Raw genomic sequence first — 24,335 nt, forward strand, 5'->3', positions numbered from 1 at the left:
GCTTTACCGGCTTAATTGACCGTTCACCCCAAACCACCAACAGGGCCGCCAGCACTTTGACACTCGGAACCCTCTTCTGGCTTTTCACCGCAGGTTTCGCAGCCTGGTATTGGTGGCAAGCCAAAGCCATCAAAGACTTTGTACTCGATGCCGCGCGCCGCTACTGCAAAACCATGGACGTTATGCTGCTGGACGACGCCGTGTTTCTCAGAGGTCTCTGGTTCAAGCGTGATGACACTGGCAGCGTTCGGGTCTGGCGCCGGTTTCTGTTTGACTTCACCACCACCGGTGAAGAACGCTACACCGGCCGGATCATCATGCTCGGTCGCAAGATCATCCAGATGGAGCTAGAACCCCACAAGTTCTGATACCTGCAACATAAATGTCACATTTCTGTAGCATCCTGTCTCTATAGCAACTGTTCTTCAGGGATGTTCTTAAATGGCTGTTTCTAATCGAATTCCTTTCCTCCTTTTTCTGATCTGTTCAGTGCTCGCGTTCCCCGCACTGGTATCTGCCCATGAACTTGAAATTCATGGTTCCAATACCGTCGGTGCTTCTCTGGCTCCCTCACTCGTTGAAGGTTATCTGGAGCAGCTGGGCGACGATCAGGTGTTCCGCCAACCGGTATCCCGCGAAAACGAGCAGATTCTGGTTACCCGTCAACACGGCAAAAAACTGTCGGTATTGGTTGCCGCCCACGGCTCCAGCACGGGCTTTCGCACGCTGGCAAATGGTCAGGCCGACATTTGGGCATCTTCCCGGCCGGCACGCCCCGGCGAAGTGGCACAGGTCAGCGACACCGCAGACCTCACAGGACTTGCCAGTGAACACGTGATCGCCATCGACGGCCTTGCCATTCTGGTTCATCAATCAAACCCGATCAGCCAGATGAGCATCGAAACACTCCGAAAAGTGTTCAGTGGCGAAATCCGAAACTGGTCAGAACTGGGCGGCCGCGACAATCCCATTCGCCTGTACGCACGAGACGAGCGATCGGGCACCTGGGACACCTTCAAAACATTGGTGCTCAACAAATCCGCGCCCTTACACGCCTCTGCACTGCGCTACGAATCCAACGACCTGTTGTCGGACGACGTATCCCGAGATCCCTACAGCATTGGTTTTACCGGACTGGCGTCGGTCCGCAACAGCAAACTGCTCGCCATTTCTGAAGGTAACGCCCCGGCTTTGAAACCCAACCAACTCACCGTTGCCAGCGAGGACTACCCGTTGTCCCGGCGACTGTTCATGTACACCCTGGGCGAGCAAACACCAGAGCTGGCCAAGGGATTGATCGAATATGCGCTGAGCTCGGAAGGTCAGGCTCGGGTGGCCAGTTCCGGATTCGTATCCCAGAACCCGATCGCCGTAAAACCCGAGCTTGACACTTCAGTGCCCGAAAGCTTCAAGCGCCTGACTCGCAGTTACCAGCGTTTGACCGTCAACTTCCGGTTTTCGGAGGGCCGCACCAAACTGGACAACAAAGCGCACCGCGACCTGCTGCGGGTGAAACACTTTCTCCAGCAACACAATCGCTCTGCCGACGACCTGCTGCTCATCGGCTTTGCCGATGCCCAGAGCGATGAGCTGCGCGCACAGATGATCTCCGAACTGAGGGCGTTATCGGTTCGACGCGCTTTGAACCATGTAGGCGTTCGATATGTTTCCTACACCGGCTATGGCGATTACATGCCCGTTGGCGGTTCGGGCAACCAACGCAATGGGCGTGTGGAAGTGTGGATAAAGTCCCGGTAGCGAATACCTTCCCAGCAGCGTAGCGGGAAATCCCTACGCTCAGGCCGAACACAGGCTCGCACAGCGGGCCTATACTGCCATTGTCACCACCAACCAATAGACAGGGACAATGGACATAAAAAGCGATCACCGTTACGCGATAAACCTGAACGTTCGAGGCATTCAACCCTCCGCAACGCTTCGTATTAACGAGCAGAGCAACCAGCTGCGCGCTGAAGGCAAAGACATCATCAAACTGGGTCTGGGGCAGTCGCCGTTTCCGGTGCCAGAGCGAGTGGTTGAAGCACTGAAAGAACACGCCCACGAGAAAGACTACCTTCCGGTGAAGGGCCTTAAAGGTCTGCGTGAAGCCATCTCCGGCTACATCAATCGCAATGAGCGCATGCGCTCCAGCTGGGAAGACGTACTGATCGGCCCCGGCTCCAAGGAACTGCTGTTCATTCTCCAGCTCGCTTACTACGGCGATTTGCTGATCCCGCGCCCGAGCTGGGTGTCTTATGCACCTCAGGCCCGTATCATCGGCCGCTCGGTTCATTGGCTGCCAACCCATGCCGAAAACAACTGGCAACTGACCGCCGAAGAGCTGGATATTATCTGCCGGGACGACCCGTCACGGCCGCGCATCCTGATTCTGAACTACCCGTCCAATCCGACCGGTTGCACCTACACCGATGACCAGTTGCTGGCCATCGCCAACGTGGCGCGCAAGTACAACCTGATTCTGCTCTCGGATGAAATCTACGGCGAAGTGCACTTCGAAGGCCGGCATAAGTCCATTGCCCGCTACTACCCGGAAGGCACCATTATCAGCACCGGCATGAGCAAATGGCTGGGTGCCGGTGGCTGGCGCCTGGGCACCTTCATCTTCCCGCCCGAACTGCGTCCGTTGCAGGAAGCCATGGCGATCATTGCCAGCGAGACCTTCACCTCAACGGCGGCGCCTATCCAGTATGCCGCCATCACAGCCTTCAACGGCGGTGAAGACATCAACACCTATCTGAATGACTCACGGCGGGTACTCAAAGTGGTGGGTGAATACGTTCACCGTCGCCTGAGTGACATGGGTGCGGTCGTGCGCAAGCCGGAGGGTGCGTTCTACGTCTTCCCGGAATTCTCGAGCTTTAGCGAACGCTTGGCCAATCGGGACATCAAAACCTCGCAGGCGTTCTGTTCCGCGCTGCTGGAACACACCGGCGTAGCCATCCTGCCGGCCAGTGACTTCGGTTTTGTGCCGGATCACATGGGTGCTCGTCTGGCGTTTGTCGATTTTGACGGTGCACAGGCACTGGCGTTGGCCGCTGGCGATTACGCCGGTCAGGAACTGGCGGATGACTTTGTTCATCAGGCGTGTCCGCGCATTGTGCTGGCCATGGACCAGATGGAGAAGTGGCTGAACAGCCTGTAACACTCCGGCATGTTAGACTGGCACCCTCACTTATTCATCACGAGGGTGCCATGTCTGATTCGCTGTCTCTGCACGACATAACCGATTTCGCCGAAGCACTGGCCAAAGAGGCTGGAGAGCTGGTCCGCCGAGAACGGGAAGAAAGCACTCTCCGCACCGATTACAAAGACCAGACCGAACTGGTCACCCACGCCGACGTTCTGGCTGATGAGTTCATCACCAACGCCATTCGCGAACGCTTCCCCAACCACCGCATCTTGTCGGAAGAAACCATGCCGGACCTGACTCAGGCCGAGCATCTGGATACCCCGCTGTGGATCATCGACCCCATCGACGGCACCGTGAACTACGCTTACGGGCACCCGCAGGTAGCCGTGTCCATTGCTTACGCCGAACGCGGGCAGGTGCAAGTGGGCGTGGTGCATGCGCCCTTCCCCGGTGAAACCTTCCGGGCCACCAAAGGCGAAGGCGCCACATTAAACGGTAAGCCCATCCAGCACAGCGGCGCCACGTCACCAAGGCAGTCCCTGTTCGCCACCGGCTTTCCGTACACCAAAGACCATCTGGAACCTCTGATCAAACGGCTGGATGCCATGATTCACCAGTGTCGCGACCTGCGCCGAATTGGCTCTGCCGCACTGGATATTTGCTGGGTGGCCTGCGGCCGGCTGGATATTTACTACGAAAACGTCAGCCCGTGGGATTTCGCGGCGGCGCGCCTGATCGCCTGGGAAGCGGGCGCAACCGTAGGCCATTTCGGCGAGGTACCGGCAGACTACCCGGCCGATCTCTGGGGCCGGGACATTCTCATCTCGGCACCCGAGGTGTGGCAGCCGGTACGGTCAATTCTTCGCACCGCCTCCGGCTACGAGTAAGCCGGGGCGGGATCAGCCCCAGATAGACTCAGCGACCAAGGCCCAGGCTTCGTCGAAGTCTGCGCTGGGAAGTCGGGAGAACGACGAACGCACAAAGCGTTGAATGCGCCCTTCCAGAAACACCATCACAAAATCAGCGCCGCGGGCCGCACTGGTGCGCGGGCGCAAGCCCTGCCGGATTTCCCCTTCCTTCAGCGACTGGCGCAACTGGGTTTCCAGCCGCTCAAAAAACTGGGACGCGCGCTTGCGCAGTGACTCGTCTTCGCCCATCAAAGCATCGCCGGTCAGCACACAACACAGGCCCGGGTTCCGTTCCGAGAACACCAGCACCAGATGCACAATCTGCTGCAGGCGCACACGCACATCGTCCTGCTCCTGCAGGACCACCTGACAACGGGAAAACACCGCGTCTTCCGCAAACTCGATCAAGGCCTCGAACATCTTCCGTTTGCTGGGAAAATGCCGGTACAAGGCCGCCTCGGTCACGCCGACGGATTTCGCCAAGCCGGCTGTGGTAATGCGGGCACCCGGATCTTTTTGCAGCAATTCAACAAGAGCCTGCAGGATGGTCTCCCGCCGGCTGGGTTTTGGTTTGGTCATATCGGGATTACAGCGCTCTGGAAATCTGTTTTTAATTTTATACGCCCTCTCCTCGAACGGGAGAGGGTCGTGAAAGACAAGGCTTAGAAGAAAGTGCCGTCAATCGGTGACGACGCACTGGCGTACAGCTTCTTCGGCATACGGCCTGCCAGATACGCCTCGCGGCCGGATTCGATGGCCAAACGCATGGCGTTTGCCATTCTGATCGGATCTTTGGCCTGGGCGATGGCGGTGTTCATCAACACACCGTCACAACCCAGCTCCATCGCGATGGTGGCATCCGAAGCCGTTCCGACACCGGCATCAACCAGTACCGGCACCTTGGCGTTTTCCACAATCAAACGAATGTTGTAGCGATTCTGAATGCCCAACCCGGAGCCAATCGGCGCACCCAGCGGCATGATAGCCACACAGCCCATTTCCTCCAGACGCATCGCCAGCAGCGGGTCATCCGAGCAATACACCATCACCTTGAAGCCGTCTTTGATCAGCTCTTCGGCGGCGGCCAGGGTTTCCGGCATGTTCGGGTACAGGGTTTTGTGCTCACCCAGGACTTCCAGCTTCACCAGATCGCGGCCATCGAGCAGTTCACGGGCCAGCTTGCAGGTGCGCACGGCGTCTTTCGCGGTGTAGCAACCGGCGGTGTTCGGCAAAATGGTGTAGCTGTCTGGCGAAATCACATCCAGCAGATTCGGCTCATCCGGATTCTGCCCGAGATTGGTACGACGCACGGCCACCGTCACAATCTCTGCCCCACTGGTCTCAATGGCGTGACCAGTTTCCATCAGGTCGTTGTACTTTCCTGTCCCCACCAATAGACGGGACTGGTATACCTTGCCTGCAATTTCCAGAGGCTTATCTTCGGGGAGCTGGATTTCCGGTGTATCTGTCATAACCTACCTGAGTTGTATGAAAAAAGAAGGGGCGTTCACGGTTCGTGAACCTGGCGGGGGCTGACCACATTGGTGGTGGAATCAACCACCACCAATGGCATGCACAAGCTCTACCCGATCGTTTTCAGTGAGGGCAAATTCCGCATGCTTGCTACGAGGCACGATGTCCTCGTTCACCTCAACTGCGACCCGTTTTCCGGTCAGCGCAAGGTGTTCAATCAAAGCCGAAATGGTCACTCCGCTGGGGAGCTCCATCACTTCTCCATTAACCTGAACCTGCATAGCTCTGCTCGTCTCCATCATCGTTTCAACGCTGCTGCAGCCAGCAGCGCCCAACCAATCATCAGGCACACCCCGCCCATCGGAGTGACCGGCCCCAGCCAATGGGCACCGGTCAGCACCAACAGGTACAGGCTGCCGCTAAACAGAAAAATGCCTGCCAACCAAAAACCACAGGCAATGGTCAGCAAGCGGTGATTCAGGCGTAGCGCGGGCATCAAACTCGCAACCACTAACGCCAACGCGTGGTACATCTGATAACTGACGGCGGTCTGGAACACTTCCAACCCACGCTCGCTGACAACATGGCGCAGGCCATGAGCACCAAACGCACCCGCCATCACCGCCAACAAGCCTGCAAAGGCACCGGCCACCAAGGCCCAGCGCAACACAATGGTTTTAGGGCTAACTGCAATCACAGTGCACTTTCTCCCCGGTATTGAGGTTCATCAGCGTCAGGGCTCCGCCCCACACACAACCGGTATCCAGCCCGATAAAGCGGTCACTACCAGTATCGCCTTCAATGGCCGCCCAGTGGCCGAAGATCACCTGCACATCATCCTGCCGAGGGTAGCTGAACCAGGGCGCGTACCCTTCCGGTGCGGTGTCCGCCGATTCTTTCGCCGTTAGCTCCAGGCTACCGTCCTGCGCAATAAAACGCATACGGGTGAAGTAGTTAGTAATCACTCGCCAACGGTCCATGCCAGAGAGGGTATCACACCAGCGCTCGGGCTTATTGCCATACATTTGGCTGAAGTACTCGCCGGCATCACTGCCCTGAATAACCGCTTCCACTTCACGGGCATAGGCCACCGCCTGTTCAACACCCCAAATATGGGGCAAGCCGGCGTGAGTCATGACCAGGTTTCGGTCGGCATCGTGAACACACAAAGGCTGTTGTCTGAGCCACTGCACCAAGCGATCACAAGCCGGCGCATCCAGAATGTCGTGCAGCGTGTCTTTTTTCTTCGGGCTATGGCCACCCAAAGCCACCGCCAGCAGATGCAGGTCGTGGTTGCCCAGCACCACCTTGGTGGCATCACCCAAACCTTCGAGGTATCGCAAAGTGGCCAGCGAGGAAGGCCCGCGATTGATCAAATCCCCGGCTACCCACAGCCGGTCCCGCGAGGGCGAGAAATCGACCGTGGCCAACACATCCCGCAATCGCTCATAGCAACCCTGAATATCGCCAATGGCGTAGTCAGTCATTACTTACCTCTTCTGAATTGCCGTTCGACGATTTCGAATCCGCCAGCAGGTCAGCAATACGCACGTAATCGGCCAGGCTCAGGTTCTCCGGGCGCAAGCCGTCGTTGATATCCAGCGACTGCAATTGCTCGACCGTTACCATCGCCCCCAGCGCCTTACGCAGGGTTTTACGGCGGGCATTGAACGCCGTGCGAACCACCGACTGAAGGGTTTTCAAATCCTTGGCCGGGTGTGGCAGCTCTTTGTGGGGCACCAGCCGAACAATCGCGGAATCCACCTTCGGAGCCGGCCGGAAGGCGCCCGGCCCCACTTCAAACAACGGCTGCACTTTGCAGAAATACTGGGCCATGATGCCCAAGCGGCCGTAGTTGTTGTCACCCGGCACCGCGGCCAGGCGCTGCACCACTTCTTTTTGCAGCATGAAGTGCATGTCTTGCACCACGCCGGCCTGAGCCAACAAGTGGAAAATCAGCGGGGTCGAAATGTTGTATGGCAAGTTACCCACAATACGCAACGGGCGGTCGGTTGCCAGCTGGCCGAAATCAAAGCTGAGCGCGTCAGCTTCGTGGATCTTGAAATCCGGGTAGTTGAAAAACTTGGTCCGCAGTACCGGAATCAAATCACGGTCGAGCTCAACCACCTGCAAGCGCGGGTTGATCGCCAGAATTTCTTCGGTAATCGCACCCAAACCCGGGCCAATCTCAACGATCACGTCTTCGGGCTTCGGGTTGATCGAGCGGACGATCTTTTCGATCACGCCCGGATCGTGCAAAAAGTTCTGGCCGAAGCGTTTGCGGGCCTTGTGGCCATGTTGGTTACTCATTCATGCTCTCCGGCTGAAGCTGCCTGACGGCAACGGGCCATGTGTTCACCCACGCGAATGGCTGTGTGCAGGCTGCCAGCATCGGCATTTCCGGTGCCCGCCAGGTCCAGAGCGGTGCCGTGGTCTACCGAGGTGCGCACAATCGGCAGCCCCAAGGTAATGTTGACGGCACGGCCAAAGCCCTGATATTTCAGCACCGGCAGGCCCTGATCGTGGTACATGGCAAGTACCGCATCGGCATCGTTCAACCAATGCGGTGTGAATAAGGTATCTGCCGGCAGCGGGCCGGTCAGTTGAATGTTTTCCTGGCGTAGCTGATCCAGCGTGGGCTCAATCACGTCAATTTCTTCCCGGCCCAGATGGCCGCCTTCGCCGGCATGGGGGTTCAGCCCGGTGACCAGAATGCGAGGCTGCTCAATCCCGAAGAAGGTTTTCAGATCGGCGTTCAGAATGCGCGTTACCTGCGTCAAACGTTCCGGGGTAATTGCCGCCGATACGTCTTTCAGAGGTAAGTGAGTGGTTACCAGAGCAACCCGGAGCTCTTCCGTGGCCAGCATCATCACCACCCGCTCAACGCCGCATAATTCCTGCAGGAATTCGGTATGGCCACTGAACGCAATACCGGCTTCGTTGATCACGCCTTTATGCACCGGCGCGGTCACCATGCCGTCAAAATCGCCGTTCAGGCAACCTTGGGCTGCCAGCGTCAGCGTATCCAGCACATACTGACTGTTGCCCGTGTTCAGCACGCCAGCTTGCGTATGTTCGCAACCCTCTACATGGCACACCGACAAGTGGCCTGCGCGAGTTTCCGGCAGCATACCCGGCTGCCATTCGTGCAACTGCACCGCAAGACCCAGTTGCCGGGCACGCTGCTCCATCAGGTTTTTCCCGGCGATCACCACAATGCCGGCAGCCCGGTTTTCACCCACCAGCTGCAAGCACAGCTCCGGCCCGATTCCGGCCGGCTCGCCGGCGGTCAGTGCCAGAATGACCGGTTTCGTCATGATGCCTCTTCTGCCTCGCTGCTTTCGTTCATATCAGCGTACTCGCCTTTGAATTCAATAAAGGCTTCGTCGCGAATCTCCCGCAACCAGTTCTGCAACTCGGTTTCGAACTTGCGCATGTAAATCGCCTGACGCGCTTTCGACGCACGACTCTCTGCCGTCACGTCCTGATTCCGGCGCTCTTCCACCAAAATCAGGTGCCAGCCAAACTGCGAACGAACCGGGCCGTACACTTCGCCAATCTCGGCGTCGATCATGCCCTTCTCAAATTCGGGTACCATCTGGCCGGGGCTGACCCAGCCCAGATTCCCGCCGTCAGACCCGGACACCGGGTCATCGGATTCTTTACGCGCCAGCTCTTCAAAATCGGCGCCGTTCTGCAGCTGCTGGTAGATGTCGCGAACCTTGCGCTCGGCTTCCGCTTCGGTCACGGCCTCGGAAGGGCGAATCAGAATATGGCGGGCTTTATGCTGTTCAATAAAGGTTTGCTGCTCTCCACCGCGCTTGTCCATCACCATCACCAGATGGAAGCCGCTGTTGTTTTCCAGCACGTCAGAGGGCGCCCCGACTTCCAGATTCGGTACCACCGGAGCCACCAGTGAAGGCAGCTGGCTTTCGGCGCGCCAGCCCATGTCACCACCCTCAAGGGCGTTGCTGGCGTCAGATTCCGCAACCGCTACTTCCCGGAAGTCCCGGCCATTCACGATTTGCTGGCGCAATCGCTGAGCCGTATCACGGGCTTCGCTTACCGAGGCTTCGTTACCGGGATCGTCCACCTGAATAAAGATGTACGCCAACCGGTATTCAGCCCCTTGGCTGCCGGACGCTTTCTGGGCCTGCAGGTAGTTTTCCACTTCGCGGTCGGTAATCCGAATACGGTTACCCACCCGGCTTTGCTGCACGCGGCTGGTCAGCATTTCATTACGAATCTGTTCCCGAGCCTGGCGGTAGGTAACCCCTTCTTCCGCCAGCTGCTCCTCAAACTGGGCCAGCGTCAGGCCGTTGCTGGCTGCAATGTTTCGCAGGGTTTCGTTCAGCTCGTTATCGCTGATCCGCATGCCCATCTTGTCGGCCATTTGTAGCTGAACCGACTCTACAATCAACTGTTCAAGCACTCGCTCTTCCAGCATCTTGCGAGGCGGCAAGCCTGTGCCCTGAGTGCTCAAACGGCCGATGATGGTGTTCAATCGTGCTTCCAGCTCGGTTTGCAGAATCACACCGTCATCGACAATGGCTACCACACGATCCAATACTTTTCGTTCCGCTTGGGCTGCCACCGACAAGGCCATCATGGTCAGTGCCAACAGCAGAGTCAGTCCGTGGCGTACAGTCGCCTTCATAGTCACCTCTTGGTTTATAGATTCTCAGCCGCCCCGGCGTGCGTCAGGGTTAACAGCCTTAGTTCGTTTTAACGGTACGTAGTTCCAAAACGGCGCCGTTCGCGCTCGTCATAACCGTAAATCGCATCACCGATGCTGTCAGATGCACCGCCGCTGCCGCCAAGCCCTTTCAGCTCAATGCGGAACAGCAAGCGGGTATCCAGTTGTTGGTCATCGGTCAGGTAGTTCTGGTGCACCACCTGGAAACTCCAGCAGCAGTTGTTATATTCGAGACCCGCCAACGACCCCACCGTGCGGTCGAGTTCCGAGTCCCACACCCAGCGGCCAATGGCGCTGAGTTTATTGGTTACCGGGAATACCGTGCCAATATCGGTTTGTTCAAGTTCATCCGGGCGGCTGTAGGTATGCCCCAAGGTGGCCAGGTAACGATAATCCTCGGAATGGAAGATCAGCTGGCTACGCCCCTCTTCGGTTTTCTGGGTGTCGTGGTCCCACAGACCCGAAGTGCGAATTTCCAGATTATCCAACGGGTTCAATACCAACTCGCCCGCCAGCGGCGAATTAGCACGATCCGACGCACCCTCGCCAAACAAATTCACTTCCCGGTCATCAAAGTAGCGAATCTGGCCGATACTGATCCGTGCGCGCTCGGCACCGGTGACCAGATCGTTGAAGCGGCTGGTCAGGGCCACGGTCAGCTGGTTCGCGTCGCCTACCCGGTCGCCGCCGTTAAAGCGGTTGCGCTCGAACAACTGATCAAAGCGAAAACTTTTCACATCGGAATCGAAATCCGGGAGGTCATTCTGATCCGCGTCGGCATCGGCCCAAGCGTAGTACAGGCGCGGCTCCAGCGTTTGATTGTAAGGAATATCGAACAAGCTCGAGCGGCGATCAAAATACAACCCGTTATCCCACTCGAACACCGGCACCGTGCGGTCGATACTGCTGTCCGCCAGAGTGTAATCTTCCAGCTCATAACGGGTGTAGTCGAGGCTCACCGAGGGCCGGCTGAAACCCCACAGCGCTCGCATTGGCAACGCCAGTTCGGGAATGGCCCGCAGGCGGTGACCGTTGGCCTTATCCAGGCCGGTCAGGCTGTCGTTATCCCGGTAGAACCAGGTGTACTGGCTCTCGATTCCGGTCTGAAACGCGCCCACATCGACCGCTCCTGCGTACAGCACTTCCGGTAACTGAGCGTAGGGTTTGTTCACGTCAGCAATGCGTTCGGCCACGGTTTGATAATCGTTCAGATAGGCATCGAAATATTGGTACTGATCGGAATAACTCACCCCGCCACGGCGCTGCAGGTGAGTGGTTTGGTCAATTTCCAGCGAGCGGTTCAAATCACTCAGATAATCATCATCCGACACCACAGAGAAATCGCCGTAGCCCCGCCAACCGCCACCGAAACTGGCACGGGTGGAAAAATCCAGCGCCCAGCGTTCACCGTCGGCACCGGCAACTTCGTCTTGGTAGGCGGAATCCTCATTGATGTAACCCAGCTGCAGGACCGACTCGCCATACCGGCTCAGGTAACGGCCTTCTGCCTCGGTGAACAGGCCGCGGCCATGAATATACTGAGGCGTGAGCGTCGCGTCGTAATGAGGCGCCAGATTCAGGTAATAAGGCAGCGCGAAGAAGGCACCGCTGCCCGCGCTTGACGAACCGAATTGCGGGTACAGAAAACCGGTCTTGCGGCGATCATCGATGGGGAACGTAATGTAAGGCCAATAAAACACCGGCGCATCCAGCACTTCGAGCCTCACGTGCTTTGCCGTGCCAAAGCCTTCGGCCTGATCCAGCTCGATATCGGAAGCCACTATGGCCCAATCGTTCTCACCCGGACCGCAAGTGGTGATCAAACCATCGGTGATCACCACCTGATTCTCACCCACCCGCGACAACGAAGACGCCTCGCCACGCAACTCAGACTGGTGCAACAAAAAGGTAGCGGTGTTGATATCCAGTTGGCCGGAATCGGCCGAATAATGAGCGTTCTCACCGGTCAGCAAAAAACCTTCGCCGCGACTGACCATGGGGCCTTGCAAACTCAACTGGCCGGATTGAGTGTTATAGCGGGCCTCCGAGCCTGAGGCCTGAAAACTGCCTTGGCGCAGGCGCACATCGCCTTTCAGATACAGTTCGGTATCCACCTCGTAACGGGCATCCAGTGCGCTGGCTTCCAGAGGCTGGTCGGCCACCGCACCGCCCGGCAACATCGGCATCTGGCTACTCGCAGTGGTAGACGGAAGATAACCGCCGGCGCAAAACACCGGAACTTGAGCCTGAACTTCCGGGGGCAGCTCGCTTCTGGGGCGCCAATCCATCTCGGCCGCGCTCGGCGCTTGGCCGCCCTGCTCTTCTGCGATAGAGGCCACTGGCGCAACAACCATTGCCAGCAAAAGCCCGGTTAAACGGGGCTTAAACCACAACTGCTGACGGTAACGGCTGGGCACGACGGCAGGCTTCCTGTTTCTGATGAATGGTGGCTGTTTTCGAGAACAGCTGCCTAGTTTACACGCGCCCCCCAAGCTTGTTAACGGAAACACCGCTGCAAATCCGTTTTACGCTCTTTATACTCCTCTGCTAACGTTGCTACACAACAGAACAACTCAGGAATTACCATAAAATCATGGATACCCGTCTGCAGCAGCTGACCGATTGGGTCAGGCAATTCCCCGGCTTTGACAGCGCCAGCCCGGAACCGGTTTCCGGTGATGCCAGCTTCCGCCGTTACTTCCGGGTATGGCGGGACGCGCCCGGTCAGCCACGCACCCCGTTCATCGTGATGGATGCACCGCCCGAGCATGAAAACTGCGAGCCGTTTGTGGCCATCGCGAAACACTGGCACCAGCATGGCATCCACGTGCCCGACATCGCCGGCGAAGATCTGAGCCAGGGTTTCCTGTTGCTGGAAGATTTCGGCGACAACCTGATGCTGAGCGCAACCACGGCAGACAATGCCGACACCTACTACCAGCAGGCACTGGATGAACTGGTGCGCATCGCACAGCAAACCGCCCCCGCGGACCACCCGCTGCCGCACTACGACGATGCCATGCTGGACCGGGAAATGGCGCTCTTCCCCGACTGGCTGCTGGAGCAACATCTGGGGCTGACACTCTGTAACCAGCAGCGCGCCTTGCTGGACACCACCTTCAGCCTGTTAAAAGAAAGCGCCCTGACCGAACCGGAAGTCACCGTGCACCGCGACTACCACTCCCGCAACCTGCTGATTCGCGATGGCCAAAACGCCCCCGGTGTGATCGATTTTCAGGATGCGGTTATCGGCCCCGTCACCTACGACGCGGTGTCCTTGCTCAAAGACTGCTACATACGCTGGCCGGAAGAAAAAGTTGTGGAGTGGCTGGAACACTACCGCGTAGCCAGCCTAAACGCAGGCTTGCATCGGGCCGACCCGGACACCTTCCGCCAGTGGTTCGAACTGATGGGCATGCAACGCCATCTGAAAGCGGCCGGTATTTTTGCACGGCTGGCGATTCGCGATGGCAAAACCGGTTATTTGGGAGACATTCCCCGCACCGTCAGCTACCTTCGCGATGCCAGCGCCCGCCAACCGGCACTCCGGCACTTCCACGAGTGGTTGTGCGGCACTGTCATTCCGGCAATTGAACGCAAGATAGGCCCGGTACCGGCCCCGGAGAAACGCTCATCGTGAAAGCCATGATCCTGGCCGCCGGCAAAGGCGAGCGTATGCGCCCACTCACGCTGACAACCCCGAAGCCTCTGCTTCGCGCCGGCGGCAAGCCGCTGATTGTGCATCATCTTGAGAACCTGAAGCAGGCCGGCTTTCGGGACGTGGTGATTAACCACGCCTGGCTGGGCGAACAAATTGAACACCAGCTCGGCAGCGGCGAATCATTCGGCGTAAACCTGCACTACTCGCCCGAAGGCGAACCGCTGGAAACCGCCGGCGGCATCGTCCGCGCGATGCCCTTGCTCGCCGAGAACGATGACGAGTGGTTTCTGGTGATCAACGGCGACATCTGGACCGACTTTCCACTCCGCCAATTACAGCCACCGGCCGACCCAAACTGCGATGCCGTGCTAGTGCTCACGAGCAACCCCGAACACCACCCAACGGGCGATTTCCAGCTATTATCAAATGGCCAGCTATCAGCCGAAGGCGAAAGCAAACTGACCTTCACCGGTATCAGTCTTTTGCGCCGCCGGTTGTTCAACGGGCTCGACGACACCGCAGGCAAACTCGGCCCGGTGCTTCGCGATGCCATGGCACAACAACGAGTCCGCGGCTTGAAGCATTCGGGCCAATGGATTGATGTGGGCACCCCGGCCCGGTTGGAACAACTCGACACCTTGCTGACGGAAAACGCACCGCAACCATGACCAACGCCAAAGGGCCGTCTTTGCCGGCAAGCATTGAATCGGTTTTCTCGGATCTGTTGCGCGAACTCTCAAGTTGCGGACATCAGGCCAACACCCTGATCGAACGCGCCCATTTGCCGCGCCGTTGCCGCAAGCCGCTGTTTTTCTTTTTGGGCTACATCGCCAAAGCCGATGGCCGGGTGATGGAAGGCGACATCCGCTACGCCGAGTTGTTGATGAAAGCCTTGCGCCTGTCTTCGCGGCAACGCAAAAAGGCCATTGAACACTACCAGCTGGGCAAAGACGCCCGCGGCGTGCCCTTTCACCGCGGGCTCTGGAACCGCGTGGTCGCCAAAGCAGCCCCCGGCGCAGCCATCAAGATGGCCATGTGCCTGTGCCACGGCGCACAAATCCTCGGCAAACCCAGCAAGGAGCGGCGCTACCGTTGTGAAGACGCCATCGACAACCTTGGCCTTCCGATGGAAGTAAGCGACGACATATTTGCCAGCTACGCCAGCAAAGTGTGGATACGCTCCGCCAGCACCGCCGAAAAACCCAAAAACTACGAACAAGCCTGCGAGATCCTCGGCGTTACCCGCAGAGACAGTTTCGAGGCCATCAAACGCACCTACCGCAAGCGCCTGTCCACCTGCCATCCGGACAAAATCTCGCAACAAAACCTGTCGGATTACGAACTGGCCGCTGCCAAAGACCAGCTTCTGCGCTATCAACAGGCCTGGGAGCTGATCAAACGGCATAACCGTTAACAAAACCGCCCGCCACGCGCTGCGAAAACCGGCAACAAGCTGATAGACTTACCAGCTAATACAGCTGCCGTAATTCACCTGACCGAGAGTGCGCCGATGAACCCATACCTGATTGCTCCGTCTATCCTCTCCGCCGATTTCGCCCGTCTGGGTGAGGAAGTCGATAACGTACTGGCTGCCGGTGCCGACGTAGTGCACTTCGACGTTATGGACAATCACTACGTGCCCAACCTCACCATTGGCCCCATGGTGTGCGAAGCACTGCGCAAGCACGGCGTGACCGCGCCCATCGACGTGCACCTGATGGTGTCCCCGGTGGACGACCTGATCCGCATGTTCATCGACGCCGGCGCCAGCTACATCACCTTCCATCCGGAAGCGTCCAGCCACATCGACCGCTCGCTGCAATTGATTCGCGACGGCGGCTGTAAAGCGGGCCTGGTGTTTAACCCGGCCACGCCACTGAGCTACATGGATTACGTGATGGACAAGCTCGACATGATACTGATGATGTCGGTTAACCCGGGCTTCGGCGGCCAGAAGTTCATCCCCGGCACCCTCGACAAGCTGCGGGAAGCCCGCAAGCGCATCGACGACAGCAACTACAACATCCGTCTGGAAATTGACGGCGGCGTAAAAGTCGACAACATTCGTGAAATTGCAGAAGCCGGTGCCGACACCTTCGTGGCCGGTTCTGCCATTTTCAACACGCCGGATTACAAGGCCACCATCGACGCCATGCGCGAAGAACTGGAACAGGCCCGCAAGGTGATTGGCGGATGAGCAGCCTGAAAGGCCTGTTCAACCCTCGCTGGCCAGCTGCCGCTCTGTTTGATCTGGACGGCACTCTGGTGGACAGCGCGCCGGATCTGGCCGCGGCCGTTGACGACATGCTCACCAAACTGGGCCGAAGCCCGGCCGGGCTGGCCAACGTACGCAACTGGGTCGGTAATGGCGCCAGCGTTCTGGTACGCCGCGCACTGGCTGGCAAAACCGACTGGGAGCCAGCGTCACCGAAAGACGATGCCCTGCACCCGGATGCGCTGGGCATTTTCTACCAGAGCTACGCCGAACTGAACGGCCGAAACGCGGTGGTTTTTGACGGTGTATTCGAATGTCTGGATCACCTGAAAGCCAACGGCTGCCGCATGGCGGTGGTCACCAACAAACCCGACCAGTTTGTGGCACCGCTGTTGAAACAAACCGGATTGGCGCCCTACTTCGACCTGTTCGTGGGCGGCGATACCTTAGCCGTTAAAAAACCGGACCCGGCGCCACTGCTGCACGCCATGGAAAAACTGGGCAGTACCATCGGCACTACGGTGATGGTGGGCGATTCCGCGGCAGACGTAAACGCGGCTCTGAAAGCAGGCATGCCCTGCGTGGCCGTGCGCTATGGTTACAACTTCGGCGGCTCCATCGACAGCCTTGGCGCCGATGCGGTGGTAGATTCACTGACCGAGCTTTTATAAACACGCAGACCCGAATTCAGGAAACGACAAAATGACACCTGAGCACTTCTCCAGACTGGCCCAAGACGGCTACAACCGGATACCGGTGTACCGCGAAGTCCTGGCTGATCTGGACACACCTCTGAGCACCTACCTGAAACTGGCCAGTGGCCCGTATTCCTATCTGTTCGAATCCGTTCAGGGTGGTGAGAAGTGGGGCCGTTACTCCATCATCGGCCTGCCCTCACGAGAAGTGCTGAAAGTCTACGATCACCGTATCGAAGTCAGCCAAAACGGCAAAGTCGTGGAACAAGCCGATGTGGAAGACCCGCTCGCCTTTGTTGACGAATACCAGAAGCGCTTCAACGCGCCAGACCTGCCGGAACTGCCTCGTTTTAACGGCGGGCTGGTGGGTTACTTCGGTTACGACACCGTGCGCTACATCGAAAAGCGCCTGCGCAAGAGCTGCCCGCCGGACAAAATCGGCACCCCGGACATCCTGCTGATGGTGTCGAACGAAATCGTGGTATTCGACAACCTGCGCGGCAAGCTGCACCTGATCGTACACGTAGATCCGGCGGTTGAAGGCGCCTACGAACAAGCCCAGGCCCGCATCGACGAACTGGAAAACCAGCTGCACCGCACCACCGCCGACGCGCCCCGCACACCGGAGCACTTGCGCGGCAAAGAAGTGGACGAAAGCGATTTTGTCTCCGGTTTCTCGCAAGACAAATTCGAAGCCGCTGTGGATAAAATCAAAGGCTACGTGTTGGACGGCGACGTGATGCAAACCGTCATCTCCCAGCGCATGTCGATTCCGTTTGAAGCGCCGCCGCTGAACCTGTACCGGTCACTGCGGGTACTGAACCCATCGCCGTACATGTACTTCCTCGATCTGGACGACTTCCACATTGTCGGTTCATCACCGGAAATTCTGGCGCGGGTAGAAGACGAGGAAGTCACCGTGCGGCCCATCGCCGGCACCCGTAAACGCGGCGCCACCGATGCCGAAGACAACGCACTAGAAAAAGAGCTGCTGGCCGACCCGAAAGAAATCGCCGAGCACCTGATGCTGATCGACCTAGGCCGCAACGACGCTGGCCGGGTATCCGAAACCGGCACCGTGCGCCTGACCGACAAGATGATTGTGGAACGCTATTCCCACGTGATGCACATTGTCTCAAACGTGACCGGCCGTTTGGACAAAGACACCAGCTGCCTGGACGTACTGCGCGCCACCTTACCTGCAGGCACCCTGAGCGGTGCACCGAAGATCCGCGCAATGGAAATCATTGATGAGCTGGAACCGGTAAAACGGGGTGTATACGGCGGGGCTGTGGGCTACTTATCGTTCAACGGCAACATGGACACCGCCATCGCGATCCGCACCGCCGTGATCAAAGACAACACCCTGCACATTCAGGCAGGCGCCGGCGTAGTCGCCGACTCCATTCCGCGTTTGGAATGGAAAGAAACCATGAACAAAGGCCGGGCCATTTTCAAAGCGGTCGCCATGACCTATAACGATTACGATCACTAAAGCTCGGAACGAACCACCTGCCGATCAGTTCGCTGACGGCAGGTTTCCTCCCAACATATTCTCGACCACTGCGGCGTTGTAGAAGGTTTCCACGGTTTGAATCTTTTCGTCCCGAACCCGGAACCAAACCGCCAACCGCACATCGCCGATCTGCTCGAAGTAGGTCTGGTAATCCAGAATCGCATACACATGCTCGCCATCGGCACTGAGCTGACGCAGCACCAGATCCTTCTGAATAGCCACCATGCCAAACTGGTACGACACCATGTCATCCCGGTTCAGAAAACGCATATTCGGGCCGACGTACTCAAAGCCCTCTTCAGCCAGCAGCGTTTTTGCTTTCTCCAGGCGCTGAGCACTTACGTCAGCGATAAATTGCGCCACAATCTCTTTCGGCTGCATGACTCAAACTCCAACAATGATTAGCGCGAAACGGGTGCGCTACAAACACTTCTGATTCGCTCAGCTGGCACCCACAGCTGTTCGATCAAGTACGCCTTGAACGACTCATCAAACGGCTGATCGGCCACGGCTTTCTGCATACACAGCATCCAGGCATCGCGATCTTCTTCGCCCACGGGCAAATGCCGATGAACCATCGGAATGTTGATACTACCGAAATGTTCCGCATACAACCTTGGCCCGCCTAGCCAGCCCGACAAAAAGTAAGCCAATTTGGTGCGGGATTCGGTTAAATCCGGCCGGTGCATCGCCAGAATCTGCCGGGCCTCCGGCAGCGTTTCCATGTAATCGTAAAACGCGTTCACCAACCGGGTAATGCCTTCCAATCCCCCGGCGGCGCGGTACGAGGTGTCCCCGTCGCCGTATTTAGGTACTGCTTTGCTCATATTGCTTTAACTCTAGTGTAAGAAGCTGCCAAGGGCACTCTACTACAGTTCTGGCAGGCTTATACACTCGACCATTGAACCTGCTACTGAGTAGGCATCAAGGTGATTTCGCGAATGTCGCACCTTGGGTCGGCCGCCATCGCGTACACAACCGCATCGGCCACATCGCTGGGGTCCAGCTTATCCGGCTTGGCTTCATCGAAAAACGGCGTATTCACCATGCCCGGGCAGATGGTGGTGCACCGGCCATTCCACTCCCTCATCTCAGCCGCCAGGTTCTGGCCGAAGCCGTAAGCAAACCACTTAGACGCACCATACACAGAGCCTTTCAGTGTGATCTTGCCGGCCACGGAACTGGTGATAATAAACTGCCCCTGGGTTTCTTTTAGCGACGGCAGGCTGGCTTTGGCCGTATACAACAGCGCGTTGATGTTCACGTCCAGCATGGTTTTCCACTCATCGGGATCGCCGTTTTCAATGCCGGGAGAGTTCACGCCGGTACCGGCATTCGCGAACACCACATCGATTCGGCCAAACGCTTCTTTGGCCTTTTCCACCACATGGGTAATGTCGTCCAGCTTGGAGACATCGGCCGTTACCGCCACGACCTTATCGTCACCCCACTTTTTAACCATTTCATTGAGCTTATCGGTGCTTCTCGCCGTAATAACAACTTTATGCCCCGCTTCGATCACCTTCTCAACGGTGGCAGCACCAATACCACTGGACGCGCCAGTGATCAGAACGATTTTTTCATCTTTCATTGCTGTTACTCCTGATTGAGGCCAAGCTCTTTTAGAACTGCGACATTTAACTCTACTCGCGTGAGACGATGACAACCAGCTACCTCGAACAAACCACGTTTGCGTTTCTCGATATTGAAACCACCGGCGGAAACTCTTCCCACGATCGGATTACGGAAATAGGAATCCGCTTCTGGCGCGCCGGAGAGGTTGTGGATGAGTGGCAAACATTACTGAACCCCGGCATGCGGATCTCGCCGTTTATCGAGCAACTGACGGGCATCTCCAACGCCATGGTCGCCGATGCACCGACGTTTGAAGCCATCGCAGATACGCTCGAAGAGAAACTACGGGATACCGTGTTCGTTGCCCACAACGCGCGCTTCGATTACGGCTTCATCAAATCGGAATACCGCCGGCTCGGGCGGCTGTTTTCGGCGCGGGTACTGTGCACCGTAAAGCTGTCCCGGCGCCTGTATCCCGAATTTCGTCGGCACAACATGGATTCGCTGATCGAACGTCATGGCCTGGCCCAAGTCCAAAGGCACCGGGCCATGGGCGATGTGGCCGCCATGCTCGAGTTTTTCACCCGCGCCCGCGCTGACAAAGGCGATGATCAAATGGAAGCTGCCATCGCCACCCTGCTGCAAAAGCCAAGCACTCCCTCTCACTTGCCGCCAGACATCCTGAGTGACCTGCCTCGGGGGCCGGGGGTTTATCGGTTCTACGGCGAAAACGATGCGCTCTTGTATGTGGGCAAGAGCACCAACATTGCCCAGCGCGTGGCCTCGCATTTCTCCGGCGATCACAACACCAGCAAAGGGGTGCGTATTTCCGAAAGCCTGCGCCGCATCGACTACACCGAAACCGCCGGCGAGCTCGGTGCCCTGCTGCTGGAGCTGCGGCAAATCAAAACCCTTAGCCCGCTGTTCAACCGGCGGTCCCGCGCGGCGAAAAATCTGGTGAGTATCGAGCTGGCACCGAACGCTTCCGGTTACCTGCAGGCGCGACTGGTACGGGAGATAGAACCACACCGGCTCGCCAGCTATTTCGGCCTGTTTCGCAGCAAGCGCGATGCCGAGCGCGCGTTAACCGGCATTGCCGCCAAAAACGAGCTGTGCAACCAGTTGCTTGGCCTGGAACCCGAGCGTGAAGGCCCCTGTTTTCAGCGCACGTTGGGCCGCTGCAAAGGCGCCTGTGAAGGGATAGAAGACGTAACCCGGTACAATCTTCGAGTGCAGATTGCGTTTCACCAGCTGCGCTTGAAAACTTGGCCATGGAAAGGCCCGGTCGCGATCGTGGAGCATCGAAGTGATGGGGCGCCGCCTGATATTCTGGTGATCTACAACTGGATTCACGTCACCACGGTGCACGACGAACAAGAGCTCGATGATCTGTCGCTGTCTGGCCAGTCAGTAACCTTTGATCTGGACTCTTACAAATTACTGGTCAAAGCTCTGATGGGCCCTGCCGACAAAAACCGCTCCCTGATCGAACTGCCAGCCGTGGGTGCGCCGGATGTGCTTATGCCGTGATGGTCGCTCTCAGGCTTTGGACTGAAACTCTGAAGCCAGCATTGAGTAAATCGCCTGATCGAGATACCGGCCGTTCACATACTCCCGCTCCCGAAACACCCCTTCAAGTTCAAACCCCAAACGCTCGGGAATGGCTCGGCTTCGGGTGTTGCCAGTGGCGCAGGCAATCTCGATTCGGTTCAAGCCGTACTCCCGAAAGCCTTGCTCAACCAGCGCCTGCACCGCACGCACCATGATGCCTTTGCCCCCATAAGACGCACCCAACCAATAGCCAAGACTGCCGCTGCGATTAGACAGATCAAACGGATGAAAGCCACACACGCCACAAAGAGCTGACTCGGAGAAAATGGCGTACTGCGGGCCTTGGCCGGATTGGTATTGGTTGATGGCGAATTGAAGGAAGGATTCAGTGTCGGCCGGAGACTGGGTTGCATCGACCCAAGGCAACCACTCGCGCAGGTGTTCGCGGTTGGTGTTTATGAGGCTGAATAGCTCATCTTTGTGGCTTAGGTTGAGCAATTTCAGTTCGGTGGAATCGGCTAAGAGCAATTCGATCTCCTATTACGCGTTAAACGAGCCCATAGATGCGTGCAAACGGATCCCGGCCGGCATCGCTCTGCCATTCGTATTCGGCCAGCGTAGCGATACTGTTCGCCATTTCCCGCCCAAGCATTTTCTGAATCAGCGCCAAGGTCATGTCGATGCCAGCCGATACACCTGAAGACGTAAAAAACCGACCATCTTCAACCCAGCGCGCTTCCTTTACCCAGTGCACCCGCTCGCCTTGAGACGTGGCCCAATCAAACGCTTTCTTGTTGGTTGTGGCCCTCATGCCATCCAGTATTCCGGCCTTTGCCAACAAGGCGCTGCCCGTGCACACGGAGGTAACGTATTCACATGTTCTGGCTTGATCCACAATCCACTGCAGGAATACGTCGTTCGACACTTCAGCCCGTGTTCCTATGCCACCCGGCACCAAAAGAATATCGAAGTTCGGTGCATCGTAAAATGCCACATCAGCGACCGACCTCGGCCCTTGGGCGCTGGCCACTTCACCGCCTTTTTCTGAGACCAGCTGGAGTTCGAAATGGTCCGGCGCCTGGCCATACATCTCCAGTGGGCCAAATACGTCGAGAAGCTCAAATCCGGGGAAGAGAACAACGCCTACTGATCGTTTGTTTTTCATCGAGCCTACCTATCCTTTCAAAAGACTAACAACCCCACCAATTCCAAATCTTGCCGATACCGCGCCAGATGCCCCCGAGAATAGCGGGAAACAGTTTCGGGAGCAGCAGGGCCAATACAGCAAAAATGATGATACAGGTGACGAGGTAACGACTACTGAGAAAACCATCCCAATACACGGCCAGTTCCAGGTTTACCCAGAACCAAACGAATGCTGCCGTTGGGATAGAGAAGAATAGCGATGCGAAGAGGCTGATCAGCCTTGATTCAATTGGTCCGCCTTGGCCGCGATTATTTGCCATGATTTTTGAACATTCCTTGTTTATTTCGTCTTAGATTTGCCCGAATAAGGGGCGGCAGCGTAGGCACGCCCGCCAACAGTCATTGGCCAACCCCTTGCATGCGCATAACTATGCGCATAAGATCAAGCTATGCATTCTATATCTTCTTGGAGGTCCTTATGGCCGAACTCTATAACTCAGCCGCCCCCAAAAAAGCAGCGAACCTCTCAATCAATAGCGACCTTCTGCGTAAAACCCGGGAACTGAACATCAACTTGTCTGCCACCCTGGAACGAGCTCTGAAAGAAGAGCTTGCAAAACGCGAAGCTGCACAATGGGTTGAAGAAAATCGTGCTGCGATAAAAAGCTACAACGATTTTGTCGAACAACATGGATGCTTCGGCGACGAATTCAGGGAGTTCTGATGGCACAGTTCGATGTGTACCCCAACCCGAGTAAAACCAGCAAGGCTCATTACCCTTACCTTGTGGACATTCAAAGCAGCCTTTTGAGCGATTTGGCAACTCGCATTGTTGTCCCTTTGGGCAAACGTTCTGCCTTCGGTGGCGAAGCCATGCAAGGGCTCACTCCAGAAATCAGCTTTGCCGACGAGGAGCTGTTGCTGTTAACTCCGCAAATTTCGGCCGTGCCTGAAAAACACCTCAAGAGCCCCATTGGTTCTCTCTCGCATTTCAGAGATCAGATTGTTGGAGCGCTGGACCTGGCCATCACCGGTATTTAGCGCCAGCCAGCATGCGCGGCTACGGAATGGAGGCGAAGCCGCAATGCAGTAGGCGTCGCGTGCCTGGCCTTGTTAAATTCAAGGCTTGAAGACCTTCCCATAGTAGATCTCCAGCTCATCATTAATTTCTCGGAGTCTTGAGTCGATATGAGCGATTGCTCTGTAAGCTTCCTCTGCGCCATTCATTTCGCCAACTTCCTTCGCAAGCTCACCTTTTCTGCTCAGCAAATCCAGATAATGCACCCTCAGAGATAGTAGTGAGTTAAGGCGCCCAATATCGTTGGATTGCTTAGCTGATCTTGCCGACCGACGAGCATAAATCGCGGACAGGACTGCAATAAGGACAGAGACGATCGTAATTCCTGACCCAATTAAAATCTCTATGCCGTTCTCCTCAAATTTAACAGCGAGTTATACGAACACGCTCGTATAACTCCGTCCCTTTAAATAAAATCAGCGCCCCAAACGGCACCACACCAATCACACTTGAACTTATACCCCTTGGCCCCGTGAGGTTTTCTCCACGAAATCAGCACGCCCCACAGCAACCATATCAAAAGCTTACTAACAGTCACCCTTTTTCCCACAAATTTCCGAGAACCGCTTCCCAATCAACACAGTGAGCGCCCGCTCTCATTAACCACCAACCCCATGCAGAAGTCGTCGCAATCCCGCTATACTCCAAAACCATCACCTCTCCACCCCCA

The 24,335-nt window shown here is 57.1% G+C and carries 28 protein-coding genes; 13 read left to right on the forward strand and 15 right to left on the reverse strand.

The genetic code is table 11. From position 1 onward, the window contains the following. Positions 1-56 precede the first annotated feature (56 nt). From Q9245_RS06985 to Q9245_RS07000, 4 genes are all read left to right on the forward strand, one after another. Positions 57-368, forward strand: coding sequence for a DUF3301 domain-containing protein (locus Q9245_RS06985; RefSeq protein ID WP_114334669.1), 312 nt, complete (start codon positions 57-59; stop codon positions 366-368). 73 nt (positions 369-441) lie between these two features. Continuing rightward, positions 442-1,758 carry a substrate-binding domain-containing protein gene (locus Q9245_RS06990; protein ID WP_305896452.1) on the forward strand — a complete coding sequence of 439 codons (1,317 nt, stop codon included), beginning with the start codon at positions 442-444 and terminating at the stop codon, positions 1,756-1,758. Positions 1,759-1,867: 109 nt separating this feature from the next. After that, complete coding sequence (locus Q9245_RS06995; protein ID WP_305896453.1) at positions 1,868-3,163, forward strand: pyridoxal phosphate-dependent aminotransferase; 1,296 nt, start codon at positions 1,868-1,870, stop codon at positions 3,161-3,163. Between the two features lie 50 nt (positions 3,164-3,213). Beyond that, the gene (locus Q9245_RS07000) at positions 3,214-4,038 is read left to right on the forward strand and encodes an inositol monophosphatase family protein (protein WP_305896454.1); all 825 of its coding nucleotides are present in this window, start codon (positions 3,214-3,216) and stop codon (positions 4,036-4,038) included. A 12-nt stretch (positions 4,039-4,050) separates the two neighbouring features. On the opposite strand, the gene slmA is transcribed toward Q9245_RS07000, so the two are convergent. The 9 genes from slmA to Q9245_RS07045 form a co-directional block, all read right to left on the reverse strand. Beyond that, entirely contained in the window at positions 4,051-4,638 is a 588-nt protein-coding gene (slmA, locus tag Q9245_RS07005) for a nucleoid occlusion factor SlmA (protein ID WP_305896455.1), read from the reverse strand. Between the two features lie 83 nt (positions 4,639-4,721). Next, positions 4,722-5,531, reverse strand: coding sequence for a thiazole synthase (locus tag Q9245_RS07010; protein ID WP_199005877.1), 810 nt, complete (start codon positions 5,529-5,531; stop codon positions 4,722-4,724). Positions 5,532-5,612: 81 nt separating this feature from the next. Next, on the reverse strand, positions 5,613-5,813 hold the full coding sequence (gene thiS, locus Q9245_RS07015; protein WP_305896456.1) for a sulfur carrier protein ThiS: 201 nt from the start codon (positions 5,811-5,813) through the stop codon (positions 5,613-5,615). A gap of 17 nt (positions 5,814-5,830) precedes the next feature. Continuing rightward, positions 5,831-6,151, reverse strand: coding sequence for a DUF423 domain-containing protein (locus Q9245_RS07020; RefSeq protein ID WP_305897189.1), 321 nt, complete (start codon positions 6,149-6,151; stop codon positions 5,831-5,833). 64 nt (positions 6,152-6,215) lie between these two features. Beyond that, complete coding sequence (locus tag Q9245_RS07025; protein WP_305896457.1) at positions 6,216-7,019, reverse strand: symmetrical bis(5'-nucleosyl)-tetraphosphatase; 804 nt, start codon at positions 7,017-7,019, stop codon at positions 6,216-6,218. Further along, positions 7,012-7,842 (reverse strand): 16S rRNA (adenine(1518)-N(6)/adenine(1519)-N(6))-dimethyltransferase RsmA, encoded by an 831-nt coding sequence (rsmA, locus tag Q9245_RS07030; RefSeq protein WP_305896458.1) that lies wholly within the window; start codon positions 7,840-7,842, stop codon positions 7,012-7,014. Before rsmA ends, Q9245_RS07025 begins: the two co-directional genes overlap by 8 nt. Continuing rightward, positions 7,839-8,849, reverse strand: a complete 1,011-nt coding sequence (gene pdxA / locus Q9245_RS07035; RefSeq protein ID WP_305896459.1) for a 4-hydroxythreonine-4-phosphate dehydrogenase PdxA — start codon at positions 8,847-8,849, stop codon at positions 7,839-7,841. Before pdxA ends, rsmA begins: the two co-directional genes overlap by 4 nt. Then, complete coding sequence (locus Q9245_RS07040; protein ID WP_305896460.1) at positions 8,846-10,189, reverse strand: peptidylprolyl isomerase; 1,344 nt, start codon at positions 10,187-10,189, stop codon at positions 8,846-8,848. The genes pdxA and Q9245_RS07040 overlap by 4 nt, the downstream gene beginning before the upstream one ends. Before the next feature lie 68 nt (positions 10,190-10,257). Further along, on the reverse strand, positions 10,258-12,582 hold the full coding sequence (locus Q9245_RS07045; protein ID WP_305897190.1) for an LPS-assembly protein LptD: 2,325 nt from the start codon (positions 12,580-12,582) through the stop codon (positions 10,258-10,260). Positions 12,583-12,821: 239 nt separating this feature from the next. Here Q9245_RS07045 and Q9245_RS07050 point away from each other — a divergent pair, with 239 nt between their 5' ends. The 6 genes from Q9245_RS07050 to trpE all read left to right on the forward strand — a co-directional run bounded on the left by Q9245_RS07050 (position 12,822) and on the right by trpE (position 18,294). Next, positions 12,822-13,868 carry an aminoglycoside phosphotransferase family protein gene (locus tag Q9245_RS07050; RefSeq protein ID WP_305896461.1) on the forward strand — a complete coding sequence of 349 codons (1,047 nt, stop codon included), beginning with the start codon at positions 12,822-12,824 and terminating at the stop codon, positions 13,866-13,868. Then, positions 13,865-14,557 (forward strand): N-acetylmuramate alpha-1-phosphate uridylyltransferase MurU, encoded by a 693-nt coding sequence (murU, locus tag Q9245_RS07055; RefSeq protein WP_305896462.1) that lies wholly within the window; start codon positions 13,865-13,867, stop codon positions 14,555-14,557. Before Q9245_RS07050 ends, murU begins: the two co-directional genes overlap by 4 nt. Next, positions 14,554-15,303, forward strand: coding sequence for a molecular chaperone DjlA (locus Q9245_RS07060; protein ID WP_305896463.1), 750 nt, complete (start codon positions 14,554-14,556; stop codon positions 15,301-15,303). The genes murU and Q9245_RS07060 overlap by 4 nt, the downstream gene beginning before the upstream one ends. Before the next feature lie 96 nt (positions 15,304-15,399). Continuing rightward, entirely contained in the window at positions 15,400-16,086 is a 687-nt protein-coding gene (gene rpe / locus Q9245_RS07065) for a ribulose-phosphate 3-epimerase (RefSeq protein ID WP_305896464.1), read from the forward strand. Further along, positions 16,083-16,775 (forward strand): phosphoglycolate phosphatase, encoded by a 693-nt coding sequence (locus tag Q9245_RS07070; RefSeq protein WP_305896465.1) that lies wholly within the window; start codon positions 16,083-16,085, stop codon positions 16,773-16,775. The genes rpe and Q9245_RS07070 overlap by 4 nt, the downstream gene beginning before the upstream one ends. A 31-nt stretch (positions 16,776-16,806) precedes the next feature. Continuing rightward, entirely contained in the window at positions 16,807-18,294 is a 1,488-nt protein-coding gene (trpE, locus tag Q9245_RS07075) for an anthranilate synthase component I (protein WP_305896466.1), read from the forward strand. A gap of 24 nt (positions 18,295-18,318) precedes the next feature. Here trpE and Q9245_RS07080 read toward each other — a convergent pair whose 3' ends face one another. The 3 genes from Q9245_RS07080 to Q9245_RS07090 form a co-directional block, all read right to left on the reverse strand. Further along, the gene (locus tag Q9245_RS07080; protein ID WP_247060665.1) at positions 18,319-18,696 is read right to left on the reverse strand and encodes a nuclear transport factor 2 family protein; all 378 of its coding nucleotides are present in this window, start codon (positions 18,694-18,696) and stop codon (positions 18,319-18,321) included. Positions 18,697-18,716: 20 nt separating this feature from the next. After that, positions 18,717-19,142 carry a group II truncated hemoglobin gene (locus Q9245_RS07085; RefSeq protein WP_305896467.1) on the reverse strand — a complete coding sequence of 142 codons (426 nt, stop codon included), beginning with the start codon at positions 19,140-19,142 and terminating at the stop codon, positions 18,717-18,719. An 83-nt stretch (positions 19,143-19,225) separates the two neighbouring features. Next, positions 19,226-19,906, reverse strand: coding sequence for an SDR family oxidoreductase (locus Q9245_RS07090; protein WP_305896468.1), 681 nt, complete (start codon positions 19,904-19,906; stop codon positions 19,226-19,228). A gap of 68 nt (positions 19,907-19,974) precedes the next feature. Here Q9245_RS07090 and Q9245_RS07095 point away from each other — a divergent pair, with 68 nt between their 5' ends. Next, on the forward strand, positions 19,975-21,420 hold the full coding sequence (locus Q9245_RS07095; RefSeq protein WP_305896469.1) for an exonuclease domain-containing protein: 1,446 nt from the start codon (positions 19,975-19,977) through the stop codon (positions 21,418-21,420). Positions 21,421-21,429: 9 nt separating this feature from the next. Here Q9245_RS07095 and Q9245_RS07100 read toward each other — a convergent pair whose 3' ends face one another. Genes Q9245_RS07100 through Q9245_RS07110 form a run of 3 tightly spaced genes read right to left on the reverse strand, consistent with a single transcriptional unit; the run spans position 21,430 to position 22,907 of the window. Continuing rightward, on the reverse strand, positions 21,430-21,969 hold the full coding sequence (locus Q9245_RS07100) for a GNAT family N-acetyltransferase (RefSeq protein WP_305896470.1): 540 nt from the start codon (positions 21,967-21,969) through the stop codon (positions 21,430-21,432). 19 nt (positions 21,970-21,988) lie between these two features. Beyond that, entirely contained in the window at positions 21,989-22,606 is a 618-nt protein-coding gene (locus Q9245_RS07105) for a DJ-1/PfpI family protein (RefSeq protein WP_305896471.1), read from the reverse strand. Between the two features lie 25 nt (positions 22,607-22,631). Continuing rightward, positions 22,632-22,907, reverse strand: a complete 276-nt coding sequence (locus Q9245_RS07110; RefSeq protein ID WP_305896472.1) for a hypothetical protein — start codon at positions 22,905-22,907, stop codon at positions 22,632-22,634. A 158-nt stretch (positions 22,908-23,065) separates the two neighbouring features. Here Q9245_RS07110 and Q9245_RS07115 point away from each other — a divergent pair, with 158 nt between their 5' ends. Beyond that, positions 23,066-23,311 (forward strand): type II toxin-antitoxin system CcdA family antitoxin, encoded by a 246-nt coding sequence (locus tag Q9245_RS07115; RefSeq protein ID WP_305896473.1) that lies wholly within the window; start codon positions 23,066-23,068, stop codon positions 23,309-23,311. After that, entirely contained in the window at positions 23,311-23,628 is a 318-nt protein-coding gene (locus tag Q9245_RS07120) for a CcdB family protein (protein ID WP_305896474.1), read from the forward strand. Before Q9245_RS07115 ends, Q9245_RS07120 begins: the two co-directional genes overlap by 1 nt. Positions 23,629-24,335: the final 707 nt, after the last annotated feature.

It is taken from the genome of Marinobacter sp. MDS2, from assembly GCF_030718085.1.
Lineage (GTDB): Bacteria > Pseudomonadota > Gammaproteobacteria > Pseudomonadales > Oleiphilaceae > Marinobacter.

Bases quoted from the DNA above. Each gene is read 5' to 3' on its own strand.
- Q9245_RS07020 (WP_305897189.1), bottom strand. From the start codon at position 6,151: ATGGCGGGTGCGTTTGGTGCTCATGGCCTGCGCCATGTTGTCAGCGAG.
- Q9245_RS07070 (WP_305896465.1), top strand. From the start codon at position 16,083: ATGAGCAGCCTGAAAGGCCTGTTCAACCCTCGCTGGCCAGCTGCCGCT.
- Q9245_RS07040 (WP_305896460.1), bottom strand. From the start codon at position 10,189: ATGAAGGCGACTGTACGCCACGGACTGACTCTGCTGTTGGCACTGACC.
- Q9245_RS06990 (WP_305896452.1), top strand. From the start codon at position 442: ATGGCTGTTTCTAATCGAATTCCTTTCCTCCTTTTTCTGATCTGTTCA.
- rsmA (WP_305896458.1), bottom strand. From the start codon at position 7,842: ATGAGTAACCAACATGGCCACAAGGCCCGCAAACGCTTCGGCCAGAAC.
- Q9245_RS07095 (WP_305896469.1), top strand. From the start codon at position 19,975: ATGACAACCAGCTACCTCGAACAAACCACGTTTGCGTTTCTCGATATT.
- Q9245_RS07110 (WP_305896472.1), bottom strand. From the start codon at position 22,907: ATGGCAAATAATCGCGGCCAAGGCGGACCAATTGAATCAAGGCTGATC.
- Q9245_RS07105 (WP_305896471.1), bottom strand. From the start codon at position 22,606: ATGAAAAACAAACGATCAGTAGGCGTTGTTCTCTTCCCCGGATTTGAG.
- thiS (WP_305896456.1), bottom strand. From the start codon at position 5,813: ATGCAGGTTCAGGTTAATGGAGAAGTGATGGAGCTCCCCAGCGGAGTG.
- Q9245_RS07115 (WP_305896473.1), top strand. From the start codon at position 23,066: ATGGCCGAACTCTATAACTCAGCCGCCCCCAAAAAAGCAGCGAACCTC.
- Q9245_RS07025 (WP_305896457.1), bottom strand. From the start codon at position 7,019: ATGACTGACTACGCCATTGGCGATATTCAGGGTTGCTATGAGCGATTG.
- Q9245_RS07045 (WP_305897190.1), bottom strand. From the start codon at position 12,582: ATGGTTGTTGCGCCAGTGGCCTCTATCGCAGAAGAGCAGGGCGGCCAA.
- pdxA (WP_305896459.1), bottom strand. From the start codon at position 8,849: ATGACGAAACCGGTCATTCTGGCACTGACCGCCGGCGAGCCGGCCGGA.
- Q9245_RS07050 (WP_305896461.1), top strand. From the start codon at position 12,822: ATGGATACCCGTCTGCAGCAGCTGACCGATTGGGTCAGGCAATTCCCC.
- Q9245_RS07060 (WP_305896463.1), top strand. From the start codon at position 14,554: ATGACCAACGCCAAAGGGCCGTCTTTGCCGGCAAGCATTGAATCGGTT.
- Q9245_RS07000 (WP_305896454.1), top strand. From the start codon at position 3,214: ATGTCTGATTCGCTGTCTCTGCACGACATAACCGATTTCGCCGAAGCA.
- Q9245_RS07080 (WP_247060665.1), bottom strand. From the start codon at position 18,696: ATGCAGCCGAAAGAGATTGTGGCGCAATTTATCGCTGACGTAAGTGCT.
- Q9245_RS07120 (WP_305896474.1), top strand. From the start codon at position 23,311: ATGGCACAGTTCGATGTGTACCCCAACCCGAGTAAAACCAGCAAGGCT.
- Q9245_RS07085 (WP_305896467.1), bottom strand. From the start codon at position 19,142: ATGAGCAAAGCAGTACCTAAATACGGCGACGGGGACACCTCGTACCGC.
- trpE (WP_305896466.1), top strand. From the start codon at position 16,807: ATGACACCTGAGCACTTCTCCAGACTGGCCCAAGACGGCTACAACCGG.
- slmA (WP_305896455.1), bottom strand. From the start codon at position 4,638: ATGACCAAACCAAAACCCAGCCGGCGGGAGACCATCCTGCAGGCTCTT.
- Q9245_RS07010 (WP_199005877.1), bottom strand. From the start codon at position 5,531: ATGACAGATACACCGGAAATCCAGCTCCCCGAAGATAAGCCTCTGGAA.
- rpe (WP_305896464.1), top strand. From the start codon at position 15,400: ATGAACCCATACCTGATTGCTCCGTCTATCCTCTCCGCCGATTTCGCC.
- Q9245_RS07090 (WP_305896468.1), bottom strand. From the start codon at position 19,906: ATGAAAGATGAAAAAATCGTTCTGATCACTGGCGCGTCCAGTGGTATT.
- Q9245_RS06995 (WP_305896453.1), top strand. From the start codon at position 1,868: ATGGACATAAAAAGCGATCACCGTTACGCGATAAACCTGAACGTTCGA.